The sequence below is a fragment of the Collimonas arenae genome (assembly GCF_001584165.1).
GTDB lineage: Bacteria > Pseudomonadota > Gammaproteobacteria > Burkholderiales > Burkholderiaceae_D > Collimonas > Collimonas arenae.
Genome location: NZ_CP013233.1, coordinates 1376642 through 1394534, shown reverse-complemented (window position 1 = coordinate 1394534; position 17893 = coordinate 1376642). Strand labels below are relative to the sequence as shown.

The 17893-nt window shown below is 57.9% G+C and carries 15 protein-coding genes, 2 tRNA genes and 3 pseudogenes; 4 read left to right on the top strand and 16 right to left on the bottom strand.

All coding sequences use genetic code 11. From position 1 onward, the window contains the following. Positions 1 to 2: 2 nt before the first annotated feature. The 16 genes and pseudogenes from CAter10_RS06570 to CAter10_RS06510 all read right to left on the bottom strand — a co-directional run bounded on the left by CAter10_RS06570 (position 3) and on the right by CAter10_RS06510 (position 14246). Positions 3 to 1187 (bottom strand): MFS transporter, encoded by a 1185-nt coding sequence (locus CAter10_RS06570; RefSeq protein WP_335340195.1) that lies wholly within the window; start codon positions 1185 to 1187, stop codon positions 3 to 5. Between the two features lie 286 nt (positions 1188 to 1473). After that, the gene (locus CAter10_RS24155) at positions 1474 to 1980 is read right to left on the bottom strand and encodes a hypothetical protein (RefSeq protein ID WP_335340194.1); all 507 of its coding nucleotides are present in this window, start codon (positions 1978 to 1980) and stop codon (positions 1474 to 1476) included. Between the two features lie 74 nt (positions 1981 to 2054). After that, positions 2055 to 2813 (bottom strand): annotated as a pseudogene (locus CAter10_RS24150) (glycoside hydrolase family 3 N-terminal domain-containing protein); the annotation flags it as partial. A gap of 120 nt (positions 2814 to 2933) precedes the next feature. Then, positions 2934 to 3942: pseudogene (locus CAter10_RS06560) on the bottom strand (SIS domain-containing protein). A gap of 7 nt (positions 3943 to 3949) precedes the next feature. Then, positions 3950 to 5100, bottom strand: a pseudogene (gene nagA, locus CAter10_RS06555) (N-acetylglucosamine-6-phosphate deacetylase). Next, on the bottom strand, positions 5097 to 5831 hold the full coding sequence (locus tag CAter10_RS06550; RefSeq protein ID WP_061532785.1) for a GntR family transcriptional regulator: 735 nt from the start codon (positions 5829 to 5831) through the stop codon (positions 5097 to 5099). Before CAter10_RS06550 ends, nagA begins: the two are co-directional and overlap by 4 nt. Further along, positions 5825 to 6262 carry a glucosamine kinase nucleotide-binding domain-containing protein gene (locus tag CAter10_RS24145; protein WP_335340193.1) on the bottom strand — a complete coding sequence of 146 codons (438 nt, stop codon included), beginning with the start codon at positions 6260 to 6262 and terminating at the stop codon, positions 5825 to 5827. The genes CAter10_RS06550 and CAter10_RS24145 overlap by 7 nt, the downstream gene beginning before the upstream one ends. A 76-nt stretch (positions 6263 to 6338) precedes the next feature. Beyond that, on the bottom strand, positions 6339 to 6734 hold the full coding sequence (locus CAter10_RS24140; RefSeq protein ID WP_335340192.1) for a hypothetical protein: 396 nt from the start codon (positions 6732 to 6734) through the stop codon (positions 6339 to 6341). A gap of 234 nt (positions 6735 to 6968) precedes the next feature. Continuing rightward, positions 6969 to 7406 (bottom strand): ExbD/TolR family protein, encoded by a 438-nt coding sequence (locus CAter10_RS06540; RefSeq protein WP_128083000.1) that lies wholly within the window; start codon positions 7404 to 7406, stop codon positions 6969 to 6971. 159 nt (positions 7407 to 7565) lie between these two features. Then, positions 7566 to 7994 (bottom strand): ExbD/TolR family protein, encoded by a 429-nt coding sequence (locus CAter10_RS06535; protein WP_061532667.1) that lies wholly within the window; start codon positions 7992 to 7994, stop codon positions 7566 to 7568. 2 nt (positions 7995 to 7996) lie between these two features. Continuing rightward, positions 7997 to 8920 carry a MotA/TolQ/ExbB proton channel family protein gene (locus tag CAter10_RS06530; RefSeq protein ID WP_061532666.1) on the bottom strand — a complete coding sequence of 308 codons (924 nt, stop codon included), beginning with the start codon at positions 8918 to 8920 and terminating at the stop codon, positions 7997 to 7999. 71 nt (positions 8921 to 8991) lie between these two features. Next, on the bottom strand, positions 8992 to 9645 hold the full coding sequence (locus CAter10_RS06525; protein WP_061532783.1) for an energy transducer TonB: 654 nt from the start codon (positions 9643 to 9645) through the stop codon (positions 8992 to 8994). A 269-nt stretch (positions 9646 to 9914) separates the two neighbouring features. Then, positions 9915 to 12710: a TonB-dependent receptor gene (locus tag CAter10_RS06520; protein ID WP_061532782.1), complete on the bottom strand. Its 2796-nt coding sequence runs from the start codon at positions 12708 to 12710 to the stop codon at positions 9915 to 9917. An 805-nt stretch (positions 12711 to 13515) separates the two neighbouring features. Next, complete coding sequence (locus CAter10_RS22315; RefSeq protein WP_128082999.1) at positions 13516 to 13974, bottom strand: hypothetical protein; 459 nt, start codon at positions 13972 to 13974, stop codon at positions 13516 to 13518. A 19-nt stretch (positions 13975 to 13993) separates the two neighbouring features. Further along, positions 13994 to 14070 (bottom strand) — tRNA-Met (locus CAter10_RS06515). 100 nt (positions 14071 to 14170) lie between these two features. After that, positions 14171 to 14246 (bottom strand) — tRNA-Met (locus CAter10_RS06510). A 175-nt stretch (positions 14247 to 14421) separates the two neighbouring features. Here CAter10_RS06510 and CAter10_RS06505 point away from each other — a divergent pair. The 4 genes from CAter10_RS06505 (at position 14422) to CAter10_RS06490 (ending at position 17844) form a co-directional block, all read left to right on the top strand. Further along, complete coding sequence (locus CAter10_RS06505; RefSeq protein ID WP_061532781.1) at positions 14422 to 14994, top strand: NUDIX hydrolase; 573 nt, start codon at positions 14422 to 14424, stop codon at positions 14992 to 14994. A 36-nt stretch (positions 14995 to 15030) separates the two neighbouring features. Continuing rightward, positions 15031 to 15759 carry a leucyl/phenylalanyl-tRNA--protein transferase gene (aat, locus tag CAter10_RS06500; RefSeq protein ID WP_061532780.1) on the top strand — a complete coding sequence of 243 codons (729 nt, stop codon included), beginning with the start codon at positions 15031 to 15033 and terminating at the stop codon, positions 15757 to 15759. Positions 15760 to 15975: 216 nt separating this feature from the next. Beyond that, positions 15976 to 16701, top strand: a complete 726-nt coding sequence (locus CAter10_RS06495; protein ID WP_061532779.1) for an arginyltransferase — start codon at positions 15976 to 15978, stop codon at positions 16699 to 16701. Between the two features lie 99 nt (positions 16702 to 16800). Continuing rightward, on the top strand, positions 16801 to 17844 hold the full coding sequence (locus tag CAter10_RS06490) for a quinone-dependent dihydroorotate dehydrogenase (protein ID WP_061532778.1): 1044 nt from the start codon (positions 16801 to 16803) through the stop codon (positions 17842 to 17844). Positions 17845 to 17893 lie beyond the last annotated feature (49 nt).

The window sequence follows — 17893 nt, the reverse complement described above, 5'->3', positions numbered from 1 at the left end:
GGCTATAACTGGATCGCGGCGGAGTGCGGCGTGCTATCGGATTTTTTTTCATGCCGGCCTATCGGCACGATCCGCGACAGCACCAGCACCGGGATCGCCGACACCAACACCCACAGGAAGAAATGCTGGTAGCCGAGTGCAGCCTGGATCTCGCCGCTGACGATCTTGAACAGCACGTAGCCTAGCTGCATGATGCCGGTGCCTAGCGCATAGTGCGCCATCTGATATTTCCCGACTGCGACTTCCTGCATGATGAACAGGATCAGTCCGACGAAACCGAAGCCATAGCCGAACATTTCCAGGCTCAGCGCCGCAGCCACCACGCCCAGGTTGGTTGGCATCGCGGTGCTGAGGAAGAAGTAGGCCAGGTTCGGCAGGTTCATGGCCAGGATCAGGAAGAACATACTGCGCCGCAGGCCGCGCCAGGCGGTGAAGTAACCGCCCAGCAAACTGCCGCCGATGAACGCCACCGTGGCCAGCGTGCCGTAGACTGCACCAACTTCCGCCGTGGCCAGGCCGAGGCCGCCCTCGGAACGCGCCGCGCGCAGGAACAACGGGCCGATGGTAGTGATTTGTCCTTCGCCAGCGCGGAACAGGATGATGAAAGCAATCGCCAGCCAGATGCCCGGCTTCTTGAAAAAATCAATGATCACGTCGCGCAATGTATTCCACACGCCGCGCATGCCGCCTTCGGCGCGCGCCTGGTTGCGACCGATCGGCAATGCCCAGAAATGGTAGGCCGCCAGCAACACCATGCTGACGCCAAGCAGGCCGAAGATCAGGCTCCACGCCTGCGCCACCGCCATGTGCTTCTCGAAATAACCGGCCAGCACCACCAGGCCACCCAGCGAGAAAAACCGCGCAACGTTGTAGAAACCACCCTGCCAGCCGGCGAAGGTGGCTTGCTGTGTCGCGCTCAGACTGGCGATGTAGAGGCCATCGGCTGCGATATCGTGGGTCGCTGAAGCAATCGCCACCAAGCCAAGCAAGGCGATACTGACGGCGAAATAATTCGGCAGGTGCAGCGCCAGCGCTACCAACCCAAGGCTGGCGCCGCCCAGGAACTGGAACAGCAGCACAATCGATTTCTTGCTGCGCGCCGCTTCCAGGAACGGACTCCAGAGGGGCTTGAAGACCCACACGAAACCAAGCATACCGGTCCACAGCGCGATCTGGTCGTTGGCCATGCCATGCTCTTGTACATCAGGCCGGCGATGGTCGCCACCACAAAGTAAGGCAACCCTCGGCAAAATACAGGGTTGGCACCCAAAGCGCGGGATGGTGTTCAGGTTTGTCGTCAATACGCATGTCAGCGGTCACCGTTGGTAGAATTTTTGTTATACGACAAGCCGGGACTGTCTCAGGTCAATGCCGGTTCAAGAATGGCGACCGGCAGCTTGCCGCTAGCCGTGATGCGCCCAGCCAGCCAATCGGCGACCGCCTCCAGCGCTTCCGGCGCAAAGCCATACGAAATCAAGGCCGGCGCATCGATATCAAGCGTCTGGAACGGATTCCATAACGCCAGATGCAGATCCGGACGCAGGTTGCGGCTTGCCTTCGGCCGTAACGCAGGCGTGTGGTCGAAGCCAGGATCACGATCCGGCCGTCATCTGGTAGCGCATCCCAATCAACATTTTCGGCGTCATCGAAAGTCACCAGGTCGACATCGTAGCGACGCGCCAGCAACGCAGCGATCGCCGCGGCCGACAAACCGGCTTCGGCAACACCGTCGCCGGCAGCGTCGGCACAGGCAAGTAATCGCACCTTGGCGCCATCTGCCAATGGCTGTGGATTGCCGGCGGTTGTCAGGCCACAGCGCCAGCCGTCCAGCATCAGGCTGCGATCAGCGGCGTGCGTCAGATAAGGGCCGGGTGCGCATGGATATTTTGCGGCCAGGCCGTCCAGGCGATCCAGCCTGGTTTCAATGCCGGCGGCAGCCAGTTCGTCATCGTCGAAAGCCGAAGCCAGCGCGGTGGACAACGCGTCAGTGTTTCTTCCTGGGTAGTGCGATTCCCCAGCGCCATCACCATGTCGGCGCCGGCTGCCAGCGCCTGCACGGCGGCATTGCCGACGCCATAGCGACCGGCAATTGCGTGCATGTCCATGCCGTCGGTGATGATGACGCCGCGATAACCCATTCGGTACGTAACAGATCGGTCAGTATCTTGCGTGACAAGGTGGCCGGATGTTCCGCATCCAGCGCCGGATAGACAATATGCGCGCTCATCATCGCCGGTGCGCGCCGCGCCGCCTTGAACGGCGCCAGCTCCAATGCATCGAGCGCATAGCGTGGTTTGTCGACGGTAGCAGGTCGCGATGTGAATCGACATGGGTATCGCCGTGGCCAGGAAAATGCTTGACGCAGCAAGCCACACCTTCGGCCAGGCTGCCTTCCATCCAGGCCAGTGCCAGTTCGGTGGCGCGTTTCGGATCGGAACCGAAGGAACGCTCACCGATCACCGGATTGGCGGGGTTATTGTTCAGGTCCAGCACCGGTGCAAAATTCCAATTGAAGCCGAGCGACTTGATGCGCGCGCCACGGCCGCACCAACCGCTTGCGCCAACGCCAGGTCATCGGCGGCGCCGAGCGCCATCGCTGCGGGCGGCGACGGCAGCCAAGTGGCGCGCACCACGGCACCACCCTCTTGGTCGATACCGATCAGGGCCTTTGGCCCCATGACGGCGCGCAGGTCGGCAGTCAGTTTGCTCAATTGCTCGGCATTCACCATATTTTGACGGAACAGGCAGACTGCGCGGATGTGATTGTCGCGCAGGAACTTGGCGGTGTCGTCATCCAGCACCGTACCAGGCATGCGGATCATGATCAGCTGCCCGGCGATCTGGCGCGCCATGCTGAGATTGCGGTAAGTCTTGCTGTCGGTCTTGCCATGCTGCTCTGCTCCATCGGTCCGGCTGCTTGTCGATTAATTGGATTAATTGGTCTTGGTCACTTTGCTCAGATGACGCGGCCGGTCCGGATCAAGACGCGTGCGATCGACAAATTGGCAGCCATCACATAGAACGCCTGGATCGCGGTGATCGGATCGAGGTCGGGCGTCGGACCAAGCGGCAAAGTCAGATCGCGTTCGCTGACATCGGCCGGCGCCGCCAACAGTACGCGCGCGCCGCGGCCGCGCATTTCTTCGGCGAGCTTGACCAGACCGTCCTGCGTCGGTCCCCGGGTAGCGAAATCAGCAACGGATAGCCTTCGCTGATCAATGCCATCGGGCCGTGCTTGATTTCAGCGCCGCTGAATGCCTCGGCTTGCAGTACCGAGGTTTCCTTGAACTTGAGCGCCGCTTCCAGTGCTACCGGGAAGCTGGTGCCGCGACCGACGACCATGATGCGTTCAGCCGGCGCCAGCACGTCGATAGCCGCTGACCAATCGGCCTGTGCCGCCTGCTCCAGCGCCGCCGGCAACTCGGCGATCTGCGCCAGGAAGGCGGCATCGCCCTGCCAGTGTGCAACCAGGCGTGCTGCTGCCACCAGACTGGTGATGAAACTCTTGGTGGCAGCCACGCTCAGTTCCGGACCGGCGTGCAGCGGCAGCGCGAACTCGGCACTTGCGGCCAGCGGCGAAGCGGCATCGTTGACCAGCGCCACCGTCGTGCCGCCGCCTTCGCGGAAATAGCGGATCGGCTCAATCACATCCGGACTTTGCCCGGACTGCGAAATCGCGATAGCCAGTGCGTCGCGGGCCAGCAATGGCGATTTGTACAGCGTCACCAGCGACATCGGCAGCGACGCCACCACGCGACCGAGGCGCGCCATGATCAGATAGGCGCAATAGGCGGCGGCATGGTCGGAACTGCCGCGGGCGACGGTCAGCACGGTCGCCGGCTGGGCAAAGCGCAGGCGCGCCGCCAATGCCGCATAGCGCTCCTCATCGCGCGCCAACTGCTGCGCCACATGGGTACCGGCAGAACAGGCTTCTTGTAACATCGTCGAACTAAACTGCTGTGAGATCAATCTGCTCTCCCTCTACATAAACCGCGATTAAATTCAATTGCCGATCGAGCACAACCAGATCGGCGCAACATCCTGTCGCCAGGCGGCCACGATCCTCAAGTCCAAGGTGATCGGCGGCGTAAGTCGAAACCCGCTGCGAGGCATCGGCAAGGTCCAGCCCCAGTCCGACCAGGTTGCGCAGCGCTTGGTCCATGGTCAGTGTGCTGCCGGCAAGGGTGCCATCGCCCAGGCGCACGCCGCCCATGCATTTGTGCACCCGCTGGCGGCCCAGCATGTATTCGCCGTCCGGCATGCCGGTGGCGGCGGTTGAGTCGGTCACGCAGTACAAGCGCGGGATTGCGCGCAGGGCTGCCTTGATGGCGCCGGGATGCACATGTAGCAGATCCGGAATCAGTTCAGAATAACGCGCATGCGCCAGCGCAGCCCCTACCATGCCGGGCGCGCGCGATTGCAGTCCGGTCATGGCGTTGAACAGATGGGTAAATCCGCTTGCTCCGTGCTGCAGTGCTTGCACGCCGTCTTCATAAGTGCCCAACGTATGGCCGATCTGGACCCGCATGCCCGATTCGCTCAAGGTGCGCACCACTTCCAGATGGCCGGCAATTTCCGGCGCCACGGTGATCAATTTCAATGGCGCCATCGCACTCAGCCTGGCCACTTCAACCAGCGTTGCTTCCTGTACAAAATCCGGCTGCGCGCCGAGTTTTCCGGGATTGATGTACGGCCCTCCAGATGCACACCCAGCACCCGCGCCGCGCCAGGGCGACGATTGCGGCAGGCATCGCCGCAGGCCTCCAGCGCCTGCTCCAGGTCGCTCAGCGGGGAAGTCATGGTGGTCGCCAGCATACTGGTGGTCCCATGCCGGGCGTGGATCGCGGCAATCACGTGGACGGCGTCGCCGGCGTCCATGATGTCCTTGCCGCCGCCGTGTACATGCAGGTCGATAAATCCAGGCAGGATGTAGACATCTTGGTTGTCGACGGGATCGGCCGTCACACCGTCAATCGCAGTGATGTGCCGCTCGAACATCAGCGCACCGCGGACCCAGCCTTGCGGTGTCAACACGTTGCCCTGCAGTTTTCCCCCGGTTTGTTGCGCTGGATGATTGTTCGCTTGGTCACCGCCGGTCATCGACGCAACTCCGCGACAAAGTCGTAATAATCGCTGCGGCAATACGAATGCGACAGCTCAATTGCAGTGCCGTTCTCGATATAGCCGACGCGCGTGATGTGCAGCATGGCAGCACCGGTTTTAATATCGGCCAGCTTGGCCTGGTCGGCCGTGGCGTTGATAGCGCGAATATGCTGCAGCGCGCGCACCGGTGCCACGCCAAGCGTTTCCAGATGGACGTACAACGAATCGGTGACAGCTTTGGGATCGGGCAGGTAATGTGCCGGAATGGTGGTGGTCTCGATGGCCATCACCACGTCATCCGCTGTACGCAAGCGTTTCAAGCGCGACACCACGGTATTGGGAGAGAGTCCCAGCGCCAGGATTTCTTCGGCGACCGCAATGCCGGTTTCACGCAACAGCCATTGCGATCCTGGACGGAAACCGCGTTGCCGCAGTTCTTCGCTGAAATTGGTCAGGCGCGATAGCGGCTGCTCCAGCTTGGGCGTGATGTAGGTGCCGGAGCCGCGCTTGCGGATCAGCATGCCACGTTCGCACAACACGTCGATCGCCTTGCGTGCTGTCACCCGCGATATCTCCAGCGTATCGGCCAGGATGCGTTCGGATGGCAGCGCTTCGTCCGGCTGCCAGACACCACTGTTTATCTGCTCGGAAAGTTTATTGACCAGTTGCAGGTATAGCGGCGTATCGCTGGCGCCATCCGGTTTCAGGCTTTCTATCTGGACTAGCATGTTTGCTTCCCTTTTATTTTTTGATCGATCAGCCGCAGGGCGCCAGCTGCCGCATCAGCATGCGGCTTGATGACAAGCGTCGACAACGGTTCAGGCAGGTACGCGTATAAATGTGCGGCAATCCCGCCGCACAGGGCAATTGGAAGCTGTCCGGATGGGTCCAGCGCGGCGGCGATCCTGGCCACTTCCTGGCCGGCCTCGCGCATCATGCGGCGCGCCGTCGGATCGCTCTCGGCATGCGCGATCACCAGTGGCGCCAGTTGCGCATAACTGGTCTGGCTGGCAGTGGACAACCAGGCGAACATACTGTCGCGATGGCTGTCGAAAAGCCCACCGCAATTCGCCCCGCAAAAATGCATGATGGCCCGCGCAAAATCGCTACCCGGCGCGCGCCCGTCCAGCACTTGCTGGGCATGCGTAATCGCGCGCATACCGAGCCAGGCGCCGCCCGCCTCATCGCTGGCAGGAAAACCCAGCCGCCGACTTCGCGCCGCCGGCCATCCGCCGTCAACACTTCTCCGACGCTGCCGGTACCGATCGCGATGATGACGCCGGGACGGCCTTGATGCGCGCCAACCAAAGTGGTAAACGCATCGGTCTCGACCACGGCGTCGCCAAAGCCCGGATTCTTTGCGGTGAATTCAGCGGCCACTGCCTGTTGTTGACGCCTGCCAGACCGAGTCCGATGGCCATTCTTTCCAGCGCCGGCCGCATCACGCCTGCTGCACCGAAGGCGCTATTGAGCGCCTGCATGATCGCCGACCAGGCTTGTTCGGCGCCGTGCATCAATCCGGAGGGGCCGCTGCTGCCCAGCGCAAGCACTGTTCCGACATTGTCGTTACGCGCTATGCGCACCCGCGTGCCGGTTCCACCGCCATCGACACCGATCAGATATTCAATCATGCTATTGAGCTCATGTTCCGTTGATTTAGGCTGCCGCCGGCACCATTCTACTAATGACAAACGCGGTGGATTTACTTTATGAGGCCGGGGAGCGGCTGTCAATCGGTCTTTAAGTGGTATTACAATTATTTATGTAACAGAGTCAATACCCGTTACAGCATAGAGCATTGCGCTGCCCCAGCGTACGACTCAGGGGTGTCCATTACAAGGAAAGCGATCTATCGGATCAATCAGTCAGTTTTCCATGAACTGCTCGTTACCGACGATACCGATCTTAGTGACGCCCAAGCGCTGCGCCGATGCCATCACGGCAGCGACCGACTTGTACTCCACCAATTTGTTCGGACGCAGGTGCACTTCATCGATATTGCCACCCGCAACCACGGCCTTCAAACGGCTTTCCAGTTCCGCACGATTCGCCATCGGCGTACCGTTCCACATCACTGTGCCAGCCGGATCGATGTCCACCGTGTCGACCACCGGCAACGCCAATGGCGGTGGCGGATTACCCGTCGGCATGTTCAGCTTGATCGCGTGATTCTGGATCGGAATCGTGATGATCAGCATGATGATCAGCACCAGCATGACGTCGATCAACGGCGTCATATTCATTTCCATCATCGGTTCCGGATCGTTGGCGTTGCCGCCTGATGAACCTACATTCATACCCATAAACTACTCCTCTTCAGACCTTTCATACGCCACCAGCGTCATCCCCGCGAACGCGGGGATCCATGTTTTTATACCATGTCGCAACATGGATTCCCGCGTTCGCGGGAATGACGGGGCCGCCTAGACGAGACCGCCTAGACGGCGTGGCGGCACTGTGTGTCAGTTTCTTGCAGGCGGTTCCGTGATGAAGCCGATCTTGGCAATCCCTGCCCGCTGCGCAGTCAGGATCACCTTGCCGATATACTCATACTTGGTCTGCTGGTCGCCGCGGATATGCAGCTCCGGTTGTGGCACGATGACCGCCACTTCCTTCAGCTTCGCCAACAGGGTCGTCGTATTCGGCACCAGCTGCTCGTTCCAGAACATGTCCCCTTGCTTATTCACCGCCAGGTTGATGTTCTCTGGCTTGGTCTTGTAAGGTTCGTCGAACTCGTTCGGCAACTTCACTGGAATCGTATGCGTCACCACCGGAATCGTGATCAGGAAGATGATCAGCAACACCAACATGACGTCCACCAGCGGCGTCGTGTTGATCGTACCGATCACTTCGTCTTCATCCCCATCGGGAGAGCCGAGTGACATCGCCATGATTAGCCAACCTTCTTCTTGATGTTAGCCACTTGACCAGCCTGGCTCGACGACATCACGCCGCTCAGCAGGACCGAGTGCAGGTCGGCGCTGAACGAACGGATTTCTTCCATCGCGCTCTTGTTGCGGCGAACCAGCCAGTTGTAACCCAGAACCGCAGGAACAGCCACTGCCAGACCGATTGCAGTCATGATCAGCGCTTCACCCACTGGACCGGCAACCTTGTCGATCGATGCCTGACCGGCGATACCGATTGCTGTCAGCGCATGGTAAATACCCCAGACCGTACCGAACAGACCGACGAACGGTGCCGTCGAACCGACCGTCGCCAGGAATGCCAGGCCGTCTTGCAGGCGGCTTTGCACTTTTTCTACCGAACGCTGGATCGACATGGTGACCCAGGTGTTCAGGTCGATCTGTTCCAGCAGTGCACCATCGTGGTGCTCAGTCGAGGTCGCACCGTTTTGGGCGATGAAGCGGTAAGCGCTGTTTGGTTTCAGGCCGGCGATACCCGCTTCAACCGTTGCAGCTTTCCAGAATGTTTGCTTGGCGTTTTTAGCTTGACCCATCAGTTTCACTTGCTCGATGAGCTTGGTGATGATGATGTACCAGCTGCCCATCGACATCAGGACCAGGATGATCAGAGTGCCACGGGCGACGAAGTCACCGCCTTTCCACAGCGCGTCCAGGCCGTATGGATTGTTCACGGTTTCGTGGTCGGCAGGTGGCGGCGGAGGAGTTGGCGTGTCAGCCAGCGATGCCGCTGCTGCATCAGCAGCTTTAGGCGCATCGGCAGCAGCCGGAGCCGAAGCGGTAGCAGATGCTGCCGCTGGTGTTTGGGCGATTGCGGCCAGCGGAGAGATCGTCACAGCGGAGATCATCAGGGCGGCAGCCAGAGCGGATAAGCGATTACGAGTGATAGACATACTAATACTCCAAATTTATAAATGAGATTGCCACATCGGCAGCGTGGTGAACGACTCGTACTGCATCTGAGTCAATCGAGTTTCCAGACGTACTGCATTCTTGTCGAAGATTGCACAGCTTGTCCATCGGCCATGGCAGGCGTGAAATGGCACAGGCTCCAGGCCTTCAATGTGGCTCGGTCAAGGTCCTTGAAACCACTGCTCTTCTCGACTGCGGAATCGATGACATTGCCATCGACGCCGATAGTCAACTTGACTGTGACGCTACCCTCCTCCTCGTTACGCAAAGAACTCCTTGGATACTCCGGCTTCTCGCAATTGCCGGCAACCTTTGCGCTGGTATGCGCCGGTCCGGCCTGACCAGTCGTCGACGGCTGCGCGACCGATGTCGGCAGCTCATTGCTCGGTGGTTTGACATTGGTGACTGCTGCAATCGCATTATCCTGCGGCGGCGGCGTGACTTTTACCTCTGGTGGAGGCACGAACGGCGGTGGTGGCGCAACCGTTTTTGGCGGCGGCGGTACCGGTTTGTCTGGCGGCGGCGGAGGTGGCGGTTTGATCTCTTCGATGATCTTGGTTTCGACCGGCTGCTGGATCACTTCCACAACTTTACGGGCCAACCCGGTAAGAAGCGCATATATGATGAGGACATGCAGCAATATCACGGCACCGATACCTACTGCATTATTGGAGGGATTCTTCCATCCTGCGTGAAATCCATTCAACGACTCCTGTTTTTTGCCTGGCGATTAGCAGCTATTGGCAATCCCGGCGAGGACTTCGACATACAGTTCGTCGGCGTCCTGATATGTTGCTGACAGGCTAACGCTTGCATGCTGCCGGTTCATCCCGGCAGTAAAAAAACCGGAGAGTCCAGACGGAACAGCATGAACCGGTCAGCTGCACTCTCGCGGCAAGTCAACGTCAACTCTCACTTCACCTCACACTGCAGCCGTCATGCCGCGTTTGGCGGCGGCATGACGGACCCCAGCAACTAGAACTTCAGATGTGCATTCAGATAGAACTGCCGGCCGTTCTTGTAGAACGCACGCGGCTGATCTTCGTTCAGTGCGTAGTACTTCAAGGTCGGATTGTTCAGGTTCTGTGCATCCAGCGTGAAGGCCAGCTGTTCGCTGTACTTGTAGCCCAGCGACATTGCCAAGGTGCCGACGCCGGCTTGATAGAACGCCGTGCTGCGATCCAAGCCACTGTAGAAGGCACTACGGTAGTTGTAGGATATGCGCGCATTGAAACGTTCGTTTTCAAAGTAAGCAGTCAGGTTGGCGGTGCGTTTCGAGGCGCCGACCAGCGGACCGTTGTTAGCGTCATAAGCGTTGATGAAAGTCGCGTTGGTGGCAAAACCGAAGTTTTTACCCAACGGCATTTCATAAGCCAGCTCGATGCCGTTCACTGTACCGCTTGTGTTGACCGGCACTGTCAGCACGTAATCAGCCATGTAATTCGCTGGATGATCTGGTGTGCTGGTGACATAGCTTCTAGTGACGCTGCCCAGGCCGACGTAACTGGTCAGATCCATATTGAAGACACTCGCCGACACCAGCGAACGCGGAGCGAAATACCATTCCAGCGACGCATCGAAGTTGTTCGACGTAATAGGCTTCAGGTTAGGATTACCGCCGCTGCCCGAACCCACTGCACCGAATTGGGCCGGCGGCGACAACGTCACCTGGCCTGCCAATGCAGAGTAATCGGGACGGGTCATGGTCTGGGACGCTGCAAAACGGGCAACCACGTCTTTGCTCAGGTCAACCTTCAAGTTCAGGCTAGGCAGCACGTCGACATAGGTATTGTTGTCGTACTGCTTGACGTAAGGACCAAAAGCCGATGTGGTGATTGCTCCCGGTGCAGTTGCTGGCGCAGCGACGTTGGAAATGACATTTTCCTTGGTCTGGACCACGCGCACACCGACATTACCGCTCCAGTGATCACCCTCGAAATTGCCTTGCAGGTAACCGGCCGTATTTTTTTCCTTGACCGAGAACTCCGAATTCCAGTCCTCACGTGTCACTGGATCGCGGTTGGTGAAGGCATTGAAAGCTGCCAGCTGGCCTGGTGTGTAGTACCAGACATTCGTAGGGAAACCGCTGCCCAGGCCACTGCCGAAATTGGATGGGAAATTTTGATAGCCTTGCGGGAAATTGGCTGGATTGGCAGCCGAATTCGGCGCCGACGGATTACCGGCATTCAGCGGCCCCTGGCCGATCACGCCATCGGAACTGCGCTTGTGATCGTTATAACGCAAGCCGAATTGAATCGTCGACAAAGCACCCAGACCGGCAGAGTACTCACCGTCGATCTGAGCCCAGTTTTCCTTATCCTTGACGTCGATGTTCTGGTCGCCAAAGATCCAGCCAAAAGCAGTCGTGCCGGTATTTGGGCTGCTGTTGTTGGTAGCGCCCAGATTCCAATTGGCGGCAGTGCCGATACCGTTCAATTGATAACCGGCGCCAGCGCCAACGCCGACATTCCATTCCGCGACATTCTGCGTCGGCGTTTTGCCTTCGCCCGACGACGTTCCCAGTTTCGTGGTGAAAGTCAGGGCATCGGATGCACGCCACTTGGTGCCCAGTTCGACGAAGTTTGAACTTGCACTTTCGTCAGGGCGTGAAATCTGGTCGTAGACGCCATAGTTAGTGCCAGCTACAGGAGAAAAGGTTGCCGATGTCAGCGTATTGTTTTTCACCGTGTAACCAGGATTCGGCGATTGACCGGCGCCAGCGTTGATGACTTGCGCGCCCCAGAATTCATAACTGCGGTTGTAGTTGGCTGCCTTCATTTCTGAAGTGAAGCCATTGATGTCGAACGAGAAATCGTTGCTGACCTTGAACTGCGCATCAATCAGGCCGCCAGTACGTTTGCGCTGCTGCTCAAACAAGGCGGAGTTGATCAGGTTAGGTGCATACACGCCAGCCAGGTCGGGATGTGCATTGGCGATTTTGCTGCCCGGAGCGATCTGAGTGTAACCGAGGATTTCCTGCCCCTGGCGTTCCAGATGACGTTCTTCCGAGAATGCCTGCACCAGGATACCGAAGGTGTTGGCATCGTTTTTCCAGTTCACCAGAGCGCTCATTTGCGGATCGGTCTTGCCCGGCAGATCGGCATACACCGCGCCGAGAGTGGCTTCCGCTGTAAATTGTTTCTTGAACTCCAGCGGTTTGCGGGTAATGATGTCGACCGAGCCGGCGACGCCGCCCTCTACCAGGCTGGCCTCGGAGCTCTTGTGGACAACTACCGAGCCGACCAGTTCGGATGGCAGCATCGTATAGCTGACACTACGGCCGACCGTGCCGGACTGGTCCAGCACGAACCAGTCGCCGGAAGCAACGCCATGGCCGTTGATCAATGTCTGGGTCAGGCTTGGGCTGGTGCCGCGCATGCTCACGCGATCAGCTTCGTCGAAACCGCCTTCAGTCGCGCCAGCATTACCAATGGTGACGCCAGGAACACGCGACAGCGAATCGGCAACGTTCTTGTCCGGCATCTTGCCGATATCTTCGGCAGTAATGACCTCCACGTGCGAATCGGCATTACGCTTTTGAGTCAGGGATTTTTGCAACGCACCGCGAATGCCGCTAACGGTGATCTGTTCAAGCGGCGCAGCCTTGCCGTCGCTTGCCTTGGTTGCTGCGACTGGTTCAGTTGGTGCGGCTGCCTGCGCCAATTGAACCGGCTTAGTTGCGTCATCTGCCTGCTGCGCATGTGCATTCATGGTAGTCGCCATGATCAGCAGTGCGACTGCAGACGCTATTGGTGTCAAATTTCTATTCACTTACCGTTCTCCCCATCGATTGCGGCCTCAACATCCAAAGCGGGCCATTTTTTCATTTACTTCTCCACGCTGCGGTTTCAAGCTCCGCAAAGGGAGAACCTTTTTTCGATACAGTCGCCAATACAACAAGACCAACCCAACAAGACGCCACCCGGCATGTCGCAGCGGATAAAAGCGCTATCAGCCGACCTCTCTCCAAAGATCAACCGGAAAAACAATGTGCGTTCCTGCCCCGCACACCACAGCAACCCTCCGCAACCACCAAGCGCCCAAGCCCAAATATTCCATTTGGAAACGTTGCGCTGGGGACACTCTAGGGATCGAAAAAGTGGCTGTCAATAGGCATTCAAGTGGTATTACTAAAAAAATTATTGGTATCAAATTTCACAATTCATATATCTATATATACTATTGTTTTAATTGATTATTTTCGAAACTACACGACTGTTGTTTAGTCGACTGGACTGGTCGCTTTTTTTTGATTCGGGCCTAGTTCGACCATCGATTTTCATCAAATTTGACATTCACACGAATTTTCGACGGAACTTCCCGAAACTTACCAAGTCGCCATTCGACCGCTCTCTGCAAGGGCCCATTTACACCGCATTTCCTCTATGAAAATGGCATTTTTATGGGCGTCCAAAAAACTGCCTAAAAACCCACAAAAATATAAATTTTCCAATCACGGTTGGTCACTTATCCTTTTCTCACGATTTTTTTCAGGATTTTTTTCAACGCAGATTTACATTAATCGACATCACTGCATTGAATGATTTAAGTTGCGACGCAGCATTATTTAATGACATCAGAAATCGATACAGTCCAGTTCAAATTGGTAGTTTTTTAGTAATACCACTTTGGTGCAAGCAAGGCACCAAAACGGTGATGAGAGTCTCGCGAAAAACCGCAGTAAACATTGCCAATGGCGACAGGAAGAGGCGGGATTTGATATCCGCCGAAGGGAAAAATCGTTCGGCACACACAACAAGCCAAATCGAAAAGACAACAAGATATATCCGGAATCAATGGCCGACAATGGACCAGATTGGTGCGTCGCGGCAACGCGGCGCAAGGAATTAATTGCAGTTTTTTTGGGAGGGAGGTAACAAAGTGACTGGCTGTACGCAAGCTGGCCCAGCATGCCTGGAACGCCCCAGAACTCCGCCCGGCGCATATCACAGTTGGCAAAGGCAAGACGCAACTCAACATCGCGCCGGAAAAGAAAAAGCCCCAAGCGTTTCGCGCTTGGGGCTTTTGCTGGCAAGAATATTCTCTTGCGCTATTGGTTGCGGGGGCAGGATTTGAACCTACGACCTTCGGGTTATGAGCCCGACGAGCTGCCAGACTGCTCCACCCCGCGCCTGTCTGAAAACAAAAGCCTTAAGTGATTTGCACACTTAAGGCTTTTTTCGCAAGAAACATTCTTGAAAACGATTCTTCAAAACATTTCTTACTATATCTGGTTGCGGGGCAGGATTTGAACCTACGACCTTCGGGTTATGAGCCCGACGAGCTGCCAGACTGCTCCACCCCGCGTCTGAAGAATGAAAGTATATCCGGTATTGCAACGCAATGCAACAATTCCCTGCGATGGCATTAAGATTACGCAGTGATACACTGCCAAAAGATTGCTATCGGATAGTCAGCAATATTCCCATTCAACGCGACGAGGAACCCGGTTCCTGGTTGTTCCAACTACTTATCGGTGTCTATGAAATTTTGTTCCGAATGCGCGCATCCCGTCTCCCTGCAAATTCCGCCGGATGACAATCGCATGCGCTATGTCTGCAGCAACTGCGGCGCCATTCATTACCAGAATCCGAAGATGGTGATCGGCTCGATCCCGGTGTGGGAAAACGACGGCGAATTGCGCGTATTGCTGTGCAAACGTGCAATTGAACCACAGTACGGCTACTGGACATTGCCGGCCGGCTTCATGGAAAACGATGAAACCACCGGCGACGCTGCACGCCGCGAAACGCTGGAAGAAGCCGGCGCGCGGATCGAACTGCATGAATTGTTTTCGCTGCTGAACGTGCCGCACGTGCATCAGGTGCATTTGTTCTATCGCGCCACCTTGCAGGACATCGAATACGCGGCTGGCGTCGAAAGCCTGGAAGTCGGCCTGTTCAGCGAAGCGGAAATCCCGTGGGATGAAATAGCCTTTCCCACCGTCGACATCACCTTGCGCGCGTTCTTTGCCGACATCAAGAGAGTCAAGCAGGAAGGCAGTCAATTCCGCCTGCATACGCACGACGTGTTCAAACCCATGCGCTCCAGATAAGCGCCGTCCCCGACTTGCCTTCCAGCGAGACGCGCAATGATTCCATGGCTTGAACTGAACAGCCCGTTTCCCGATGTCAGCGAAGCGTTGACCGAAGAGGACGGCGCAGCCGGATTGCTCGCGGCCGGCGCCGATCTGTCGCCGCGCCGCCTGCTGGATGCCTATCGGCACGGCATCTTCCCCTGGTTCTCGGAGAACCAGCCGATCCTCTGGTGGAGCACCGACCCGCGCATGGTGCTGCGGACCGACCAATTCGCCATATCGGCCAGCCTGCACAAGACCTTGCGCAAAGTGCACCGCAGCATGTCCAGCGACCGCCGCTGGCAAGTCCGCTTCGACTTCGCCTTCGAACAGGTGATGCGTGAATGCGCCGCGCCGCGCGGTGATGAAGGCGGTACCTGGATTTCGGAAGATATCGTGGTCGGCTACCGTGCACTGCACCGACTGGGTTACGCCCATTCGTCGGAAGTCTGGCTGGACGGCAAGCTGGTCGGCGGCGCTTATGGCGTGAGCATCGGCCAAATGTTTTATGGGGAATCGATGTTTACCCGAGTCAGCGACGCCTCCAAGATCGCGCTGGCCTACCTGGTGCACTTCCTGCGCCGGCACGGTGTAGCCATGATCGATTGCCAGCAGCAAACCCAACACCTGGCCTCGCTGGGCGCTGCGCCGATCCCGCGCAGTGAATTCCTGACGCATTTGCGACAGGCTATCGACCATCCGCAAATCCATAACTGGCGTCCGTTGCCGCTGTTTGCAGATTAACCGCAACGCGCTGGTAGCCGAGCCAATTTGCGCCCAATGAAACAATACGCGAAACACGAAGAAACATCCGCCTTTGCTCCTTATGCAAATCGGATTTCCGGTGTAAATTATCAATGTCTGGTTCGATGTGAGTTGCCCGCATCAATTTCGTGCCGCGCGCGGCGGATTGACGCAGTCGATTGCTATATCGACAGGACTTAAATATCCGGAATGCACATGACGCACTTAAAAGACCTGCCTTTTTCGACTCTCCAGTTTTATGCCACTGCGCCCTACCCGTGCAGCTACCTGGACCATCGTCAAGCGCGTTCGCAGGTGGCGACGCCGTCGCACCTGATTAATGCCGATGTTTACTCAGAACTGGTCAAGAACGGCTTCCGACGCAGCGGCATCTTCACCTACCGGCCGTATTGCGACGGCTGCCAGGCATGCACCCCGGTGCGCACGCTGGTTGCCTCATTCCAGCCGAACCGCAGCCAGCGCCGAGCCTGGGATCGCCACAGCAACCTGACTACGCTGGTCACCAACCTGGCCTATGTGCACGAGCATTATGACTTGTACCTGCGCTACCAGACCGCGCGCCACAGCGGTGGCGGCATGGACCAGGACAGCCGCGACCAGTACGCGCAATTCCTGCTGCAGAGCAAGGTCAACACGCGCCTGGTCGAATTCCGCGACGAGGACGGCACGTTGCGCATGGTCAGTATCATTGACGTCCTCAATGACGGTTTGTCATCGGTATACACGTTCTACGATCCGGACGTGCCCGGCGCTTCCTACGGCACCTACAATATCCTGTGGCAGATCGGTCAGGCCAAACAGCTCGGCATGCCTTACGTGTATCTCGGCTACTGGATCAAGGAGAGCCAGAAAATGGCATATAAAATCAACTTCCGGCCGCTTGAAGCGCTTCGTCAAGGGCAATGGAGTGCGTTAGAATAGCCGGCCGCTGCTGGCTCGCACACCGTGTGTTGCCAAGCCTTCAAGCAGCGATAGCGTTGTTCCCTTGATTGCATTACCTTACCCAGCCGCCAAACCATCGTGCCAGCCAAAATCCTGTACGCCTTCGCCCGTCCCGCCCTGTTCTCGCTCGATCCGGAAACCGCCCATAATCTGACCCTGCCGGCATTGCGCCGCGCCGCAGCACTGGGACTCACTTCGCTGCTCGGGCAAATTCCGGCCGATCCACGCACGGTGATGGGCATTACCTTTCCCAATCCGGTCGGCCTGGCCGCCGGCCTGGACAAGGATGGCGCCTACATTGATGGTTTGGCGGCGCTCGGTTTCGGTTCGATCGAAATCGGCACCGTGACGCCGCGGGCGCAACCGGGCAACCCAAAGCCACGCATGTTCCGCCTGCCGGCCGCCAACGCCATCATCAATCGCATGGGTTTCAACAACGGCGGCGTCGACGCCTTTGTCGCCAACGTCCAGGCCTCGCGTTTCTTCCAGGAACGGCAGGGCGTGCTCGGCCTCAATATCGGCAAGAACGCCGACACCCCGATCGAACGCGCCGCCGAAGACTATCTGCACTGCCTGGAAAAAGTCTATCCGTACGCCAGCTATGTGACCGTCAATATCTCGTCGCCGAACACCAAGAATCTGCGACAACTGCAAGGCGCATCCGAACTCGACGCACTGCTGTCGCAGCTCAAGCAAGCCCAGCAAAAACTCGCCGATCAACATAAGCGTTACGTGCCGATCACATTGAAGATCGCGCCCGATATCGATGCCGAGCAGGTCAAGACAATCGCCGACGCGCTGTTGCGCCATCGCATCGACGGCGTCATCGCCACCAACACCACCATTAGCCGCGACGCCGTGCGTGGCCTGCAGCATGAGAATGAAACCGGCGGCCTGTCCGGCGCTCCGGTCTTGGCGTTGTCCACCAGCGTGGTGCGCCAGCTGCATGGCGAACTGGGCAATGAGATTCCCATCATAGGTGTCGGCGGCATCTTTAGCGGCGCCGATGCCCAATCCAAATTCGCCGCAGGCGCATCGCTGATCCAGCTCTACAGCGGCCTCATCTATCGCGGCCCGGCCTTGGTGCGCGAATGCGCAGCGGCGCTGCGACAGAAAACCTGAACCTGCCCGCTCAAGTGCCGCGCAACAGATTTCGCGCAAAGAAAAAGCC

Bases quoted from the DNA above. Each gene is read 5' to 3' on its own strand.
- aat (WP_061532780.1), top strand. From the start codon at position 15,031: ATGATTCCATGGCTTGAACTGAACAGCCCGTTTCCCGATGTCAGCGAA.
- CAter10_RS06570 (WP_335340195.1), bottom strand. From the start codon at position 1,187: ATGGCCAACGACCAGATCGCGCTGTGGACCGGTATGCTTGGTTTCGTG.
- CAter10_RS06540 (WP_128083000.1), bottom strand. From the start codon at position 7,406: ATGGGTATGAATGTAGGTTCATCAGGCGGCAACGCCAACGATCCGGAA.
- CAter10_RS06535 (WP_061532667.1), bottom strand. From the start codon at position 7,994: ATGGCGATGTCACTCGGCTCTCCCGATGGGGATGAAGACGAAGTGATC.
- CAter10_RS06495 (WP_061532779.1), top strand. From the start codon at position 15,976: ATGACGCACTTAAAAGACCTGCCTTTTTCGACTCTCCAGTTTTATGCC.
- CAter10_RS06505 (WP_061532781.1), top strand. From the start codon at position 14,422: ATGAAATTTTGTTCCGAATGCGCGCATCCCGTCTCCCTGCAAATTCCG.
- CAter10_RS06530 (WP_061532666.1), bottom strand. From the start codon at position 8,920: ATGTCTATCACTCGTAATCGCTTATCCGCTCTGGCTGCCGCCCTGATG.
- CAter10_RS06550 (WP_061532785.1), bottom strand. From the start codon at position 5,831: ATGCTAGTCCAGATAGAAAGCCTGAAACCGGATGGCGCCAGCGATACG.
- CAter10_RS24140 (WP_335340192.1), bottom strand. From the start codon at position 6,734: ATGATTGAATATCTGATCGGTGTCGATGGCGGTGGAACCGGCACGCGG.
- CAter10_RS24145 (WP_335340193.1), bottom strand. From the start codon at position 6,262: ATGCGCGCGATTACGCATGCCCAGCAAGTGCTGGACGGGCGCGCGCCG.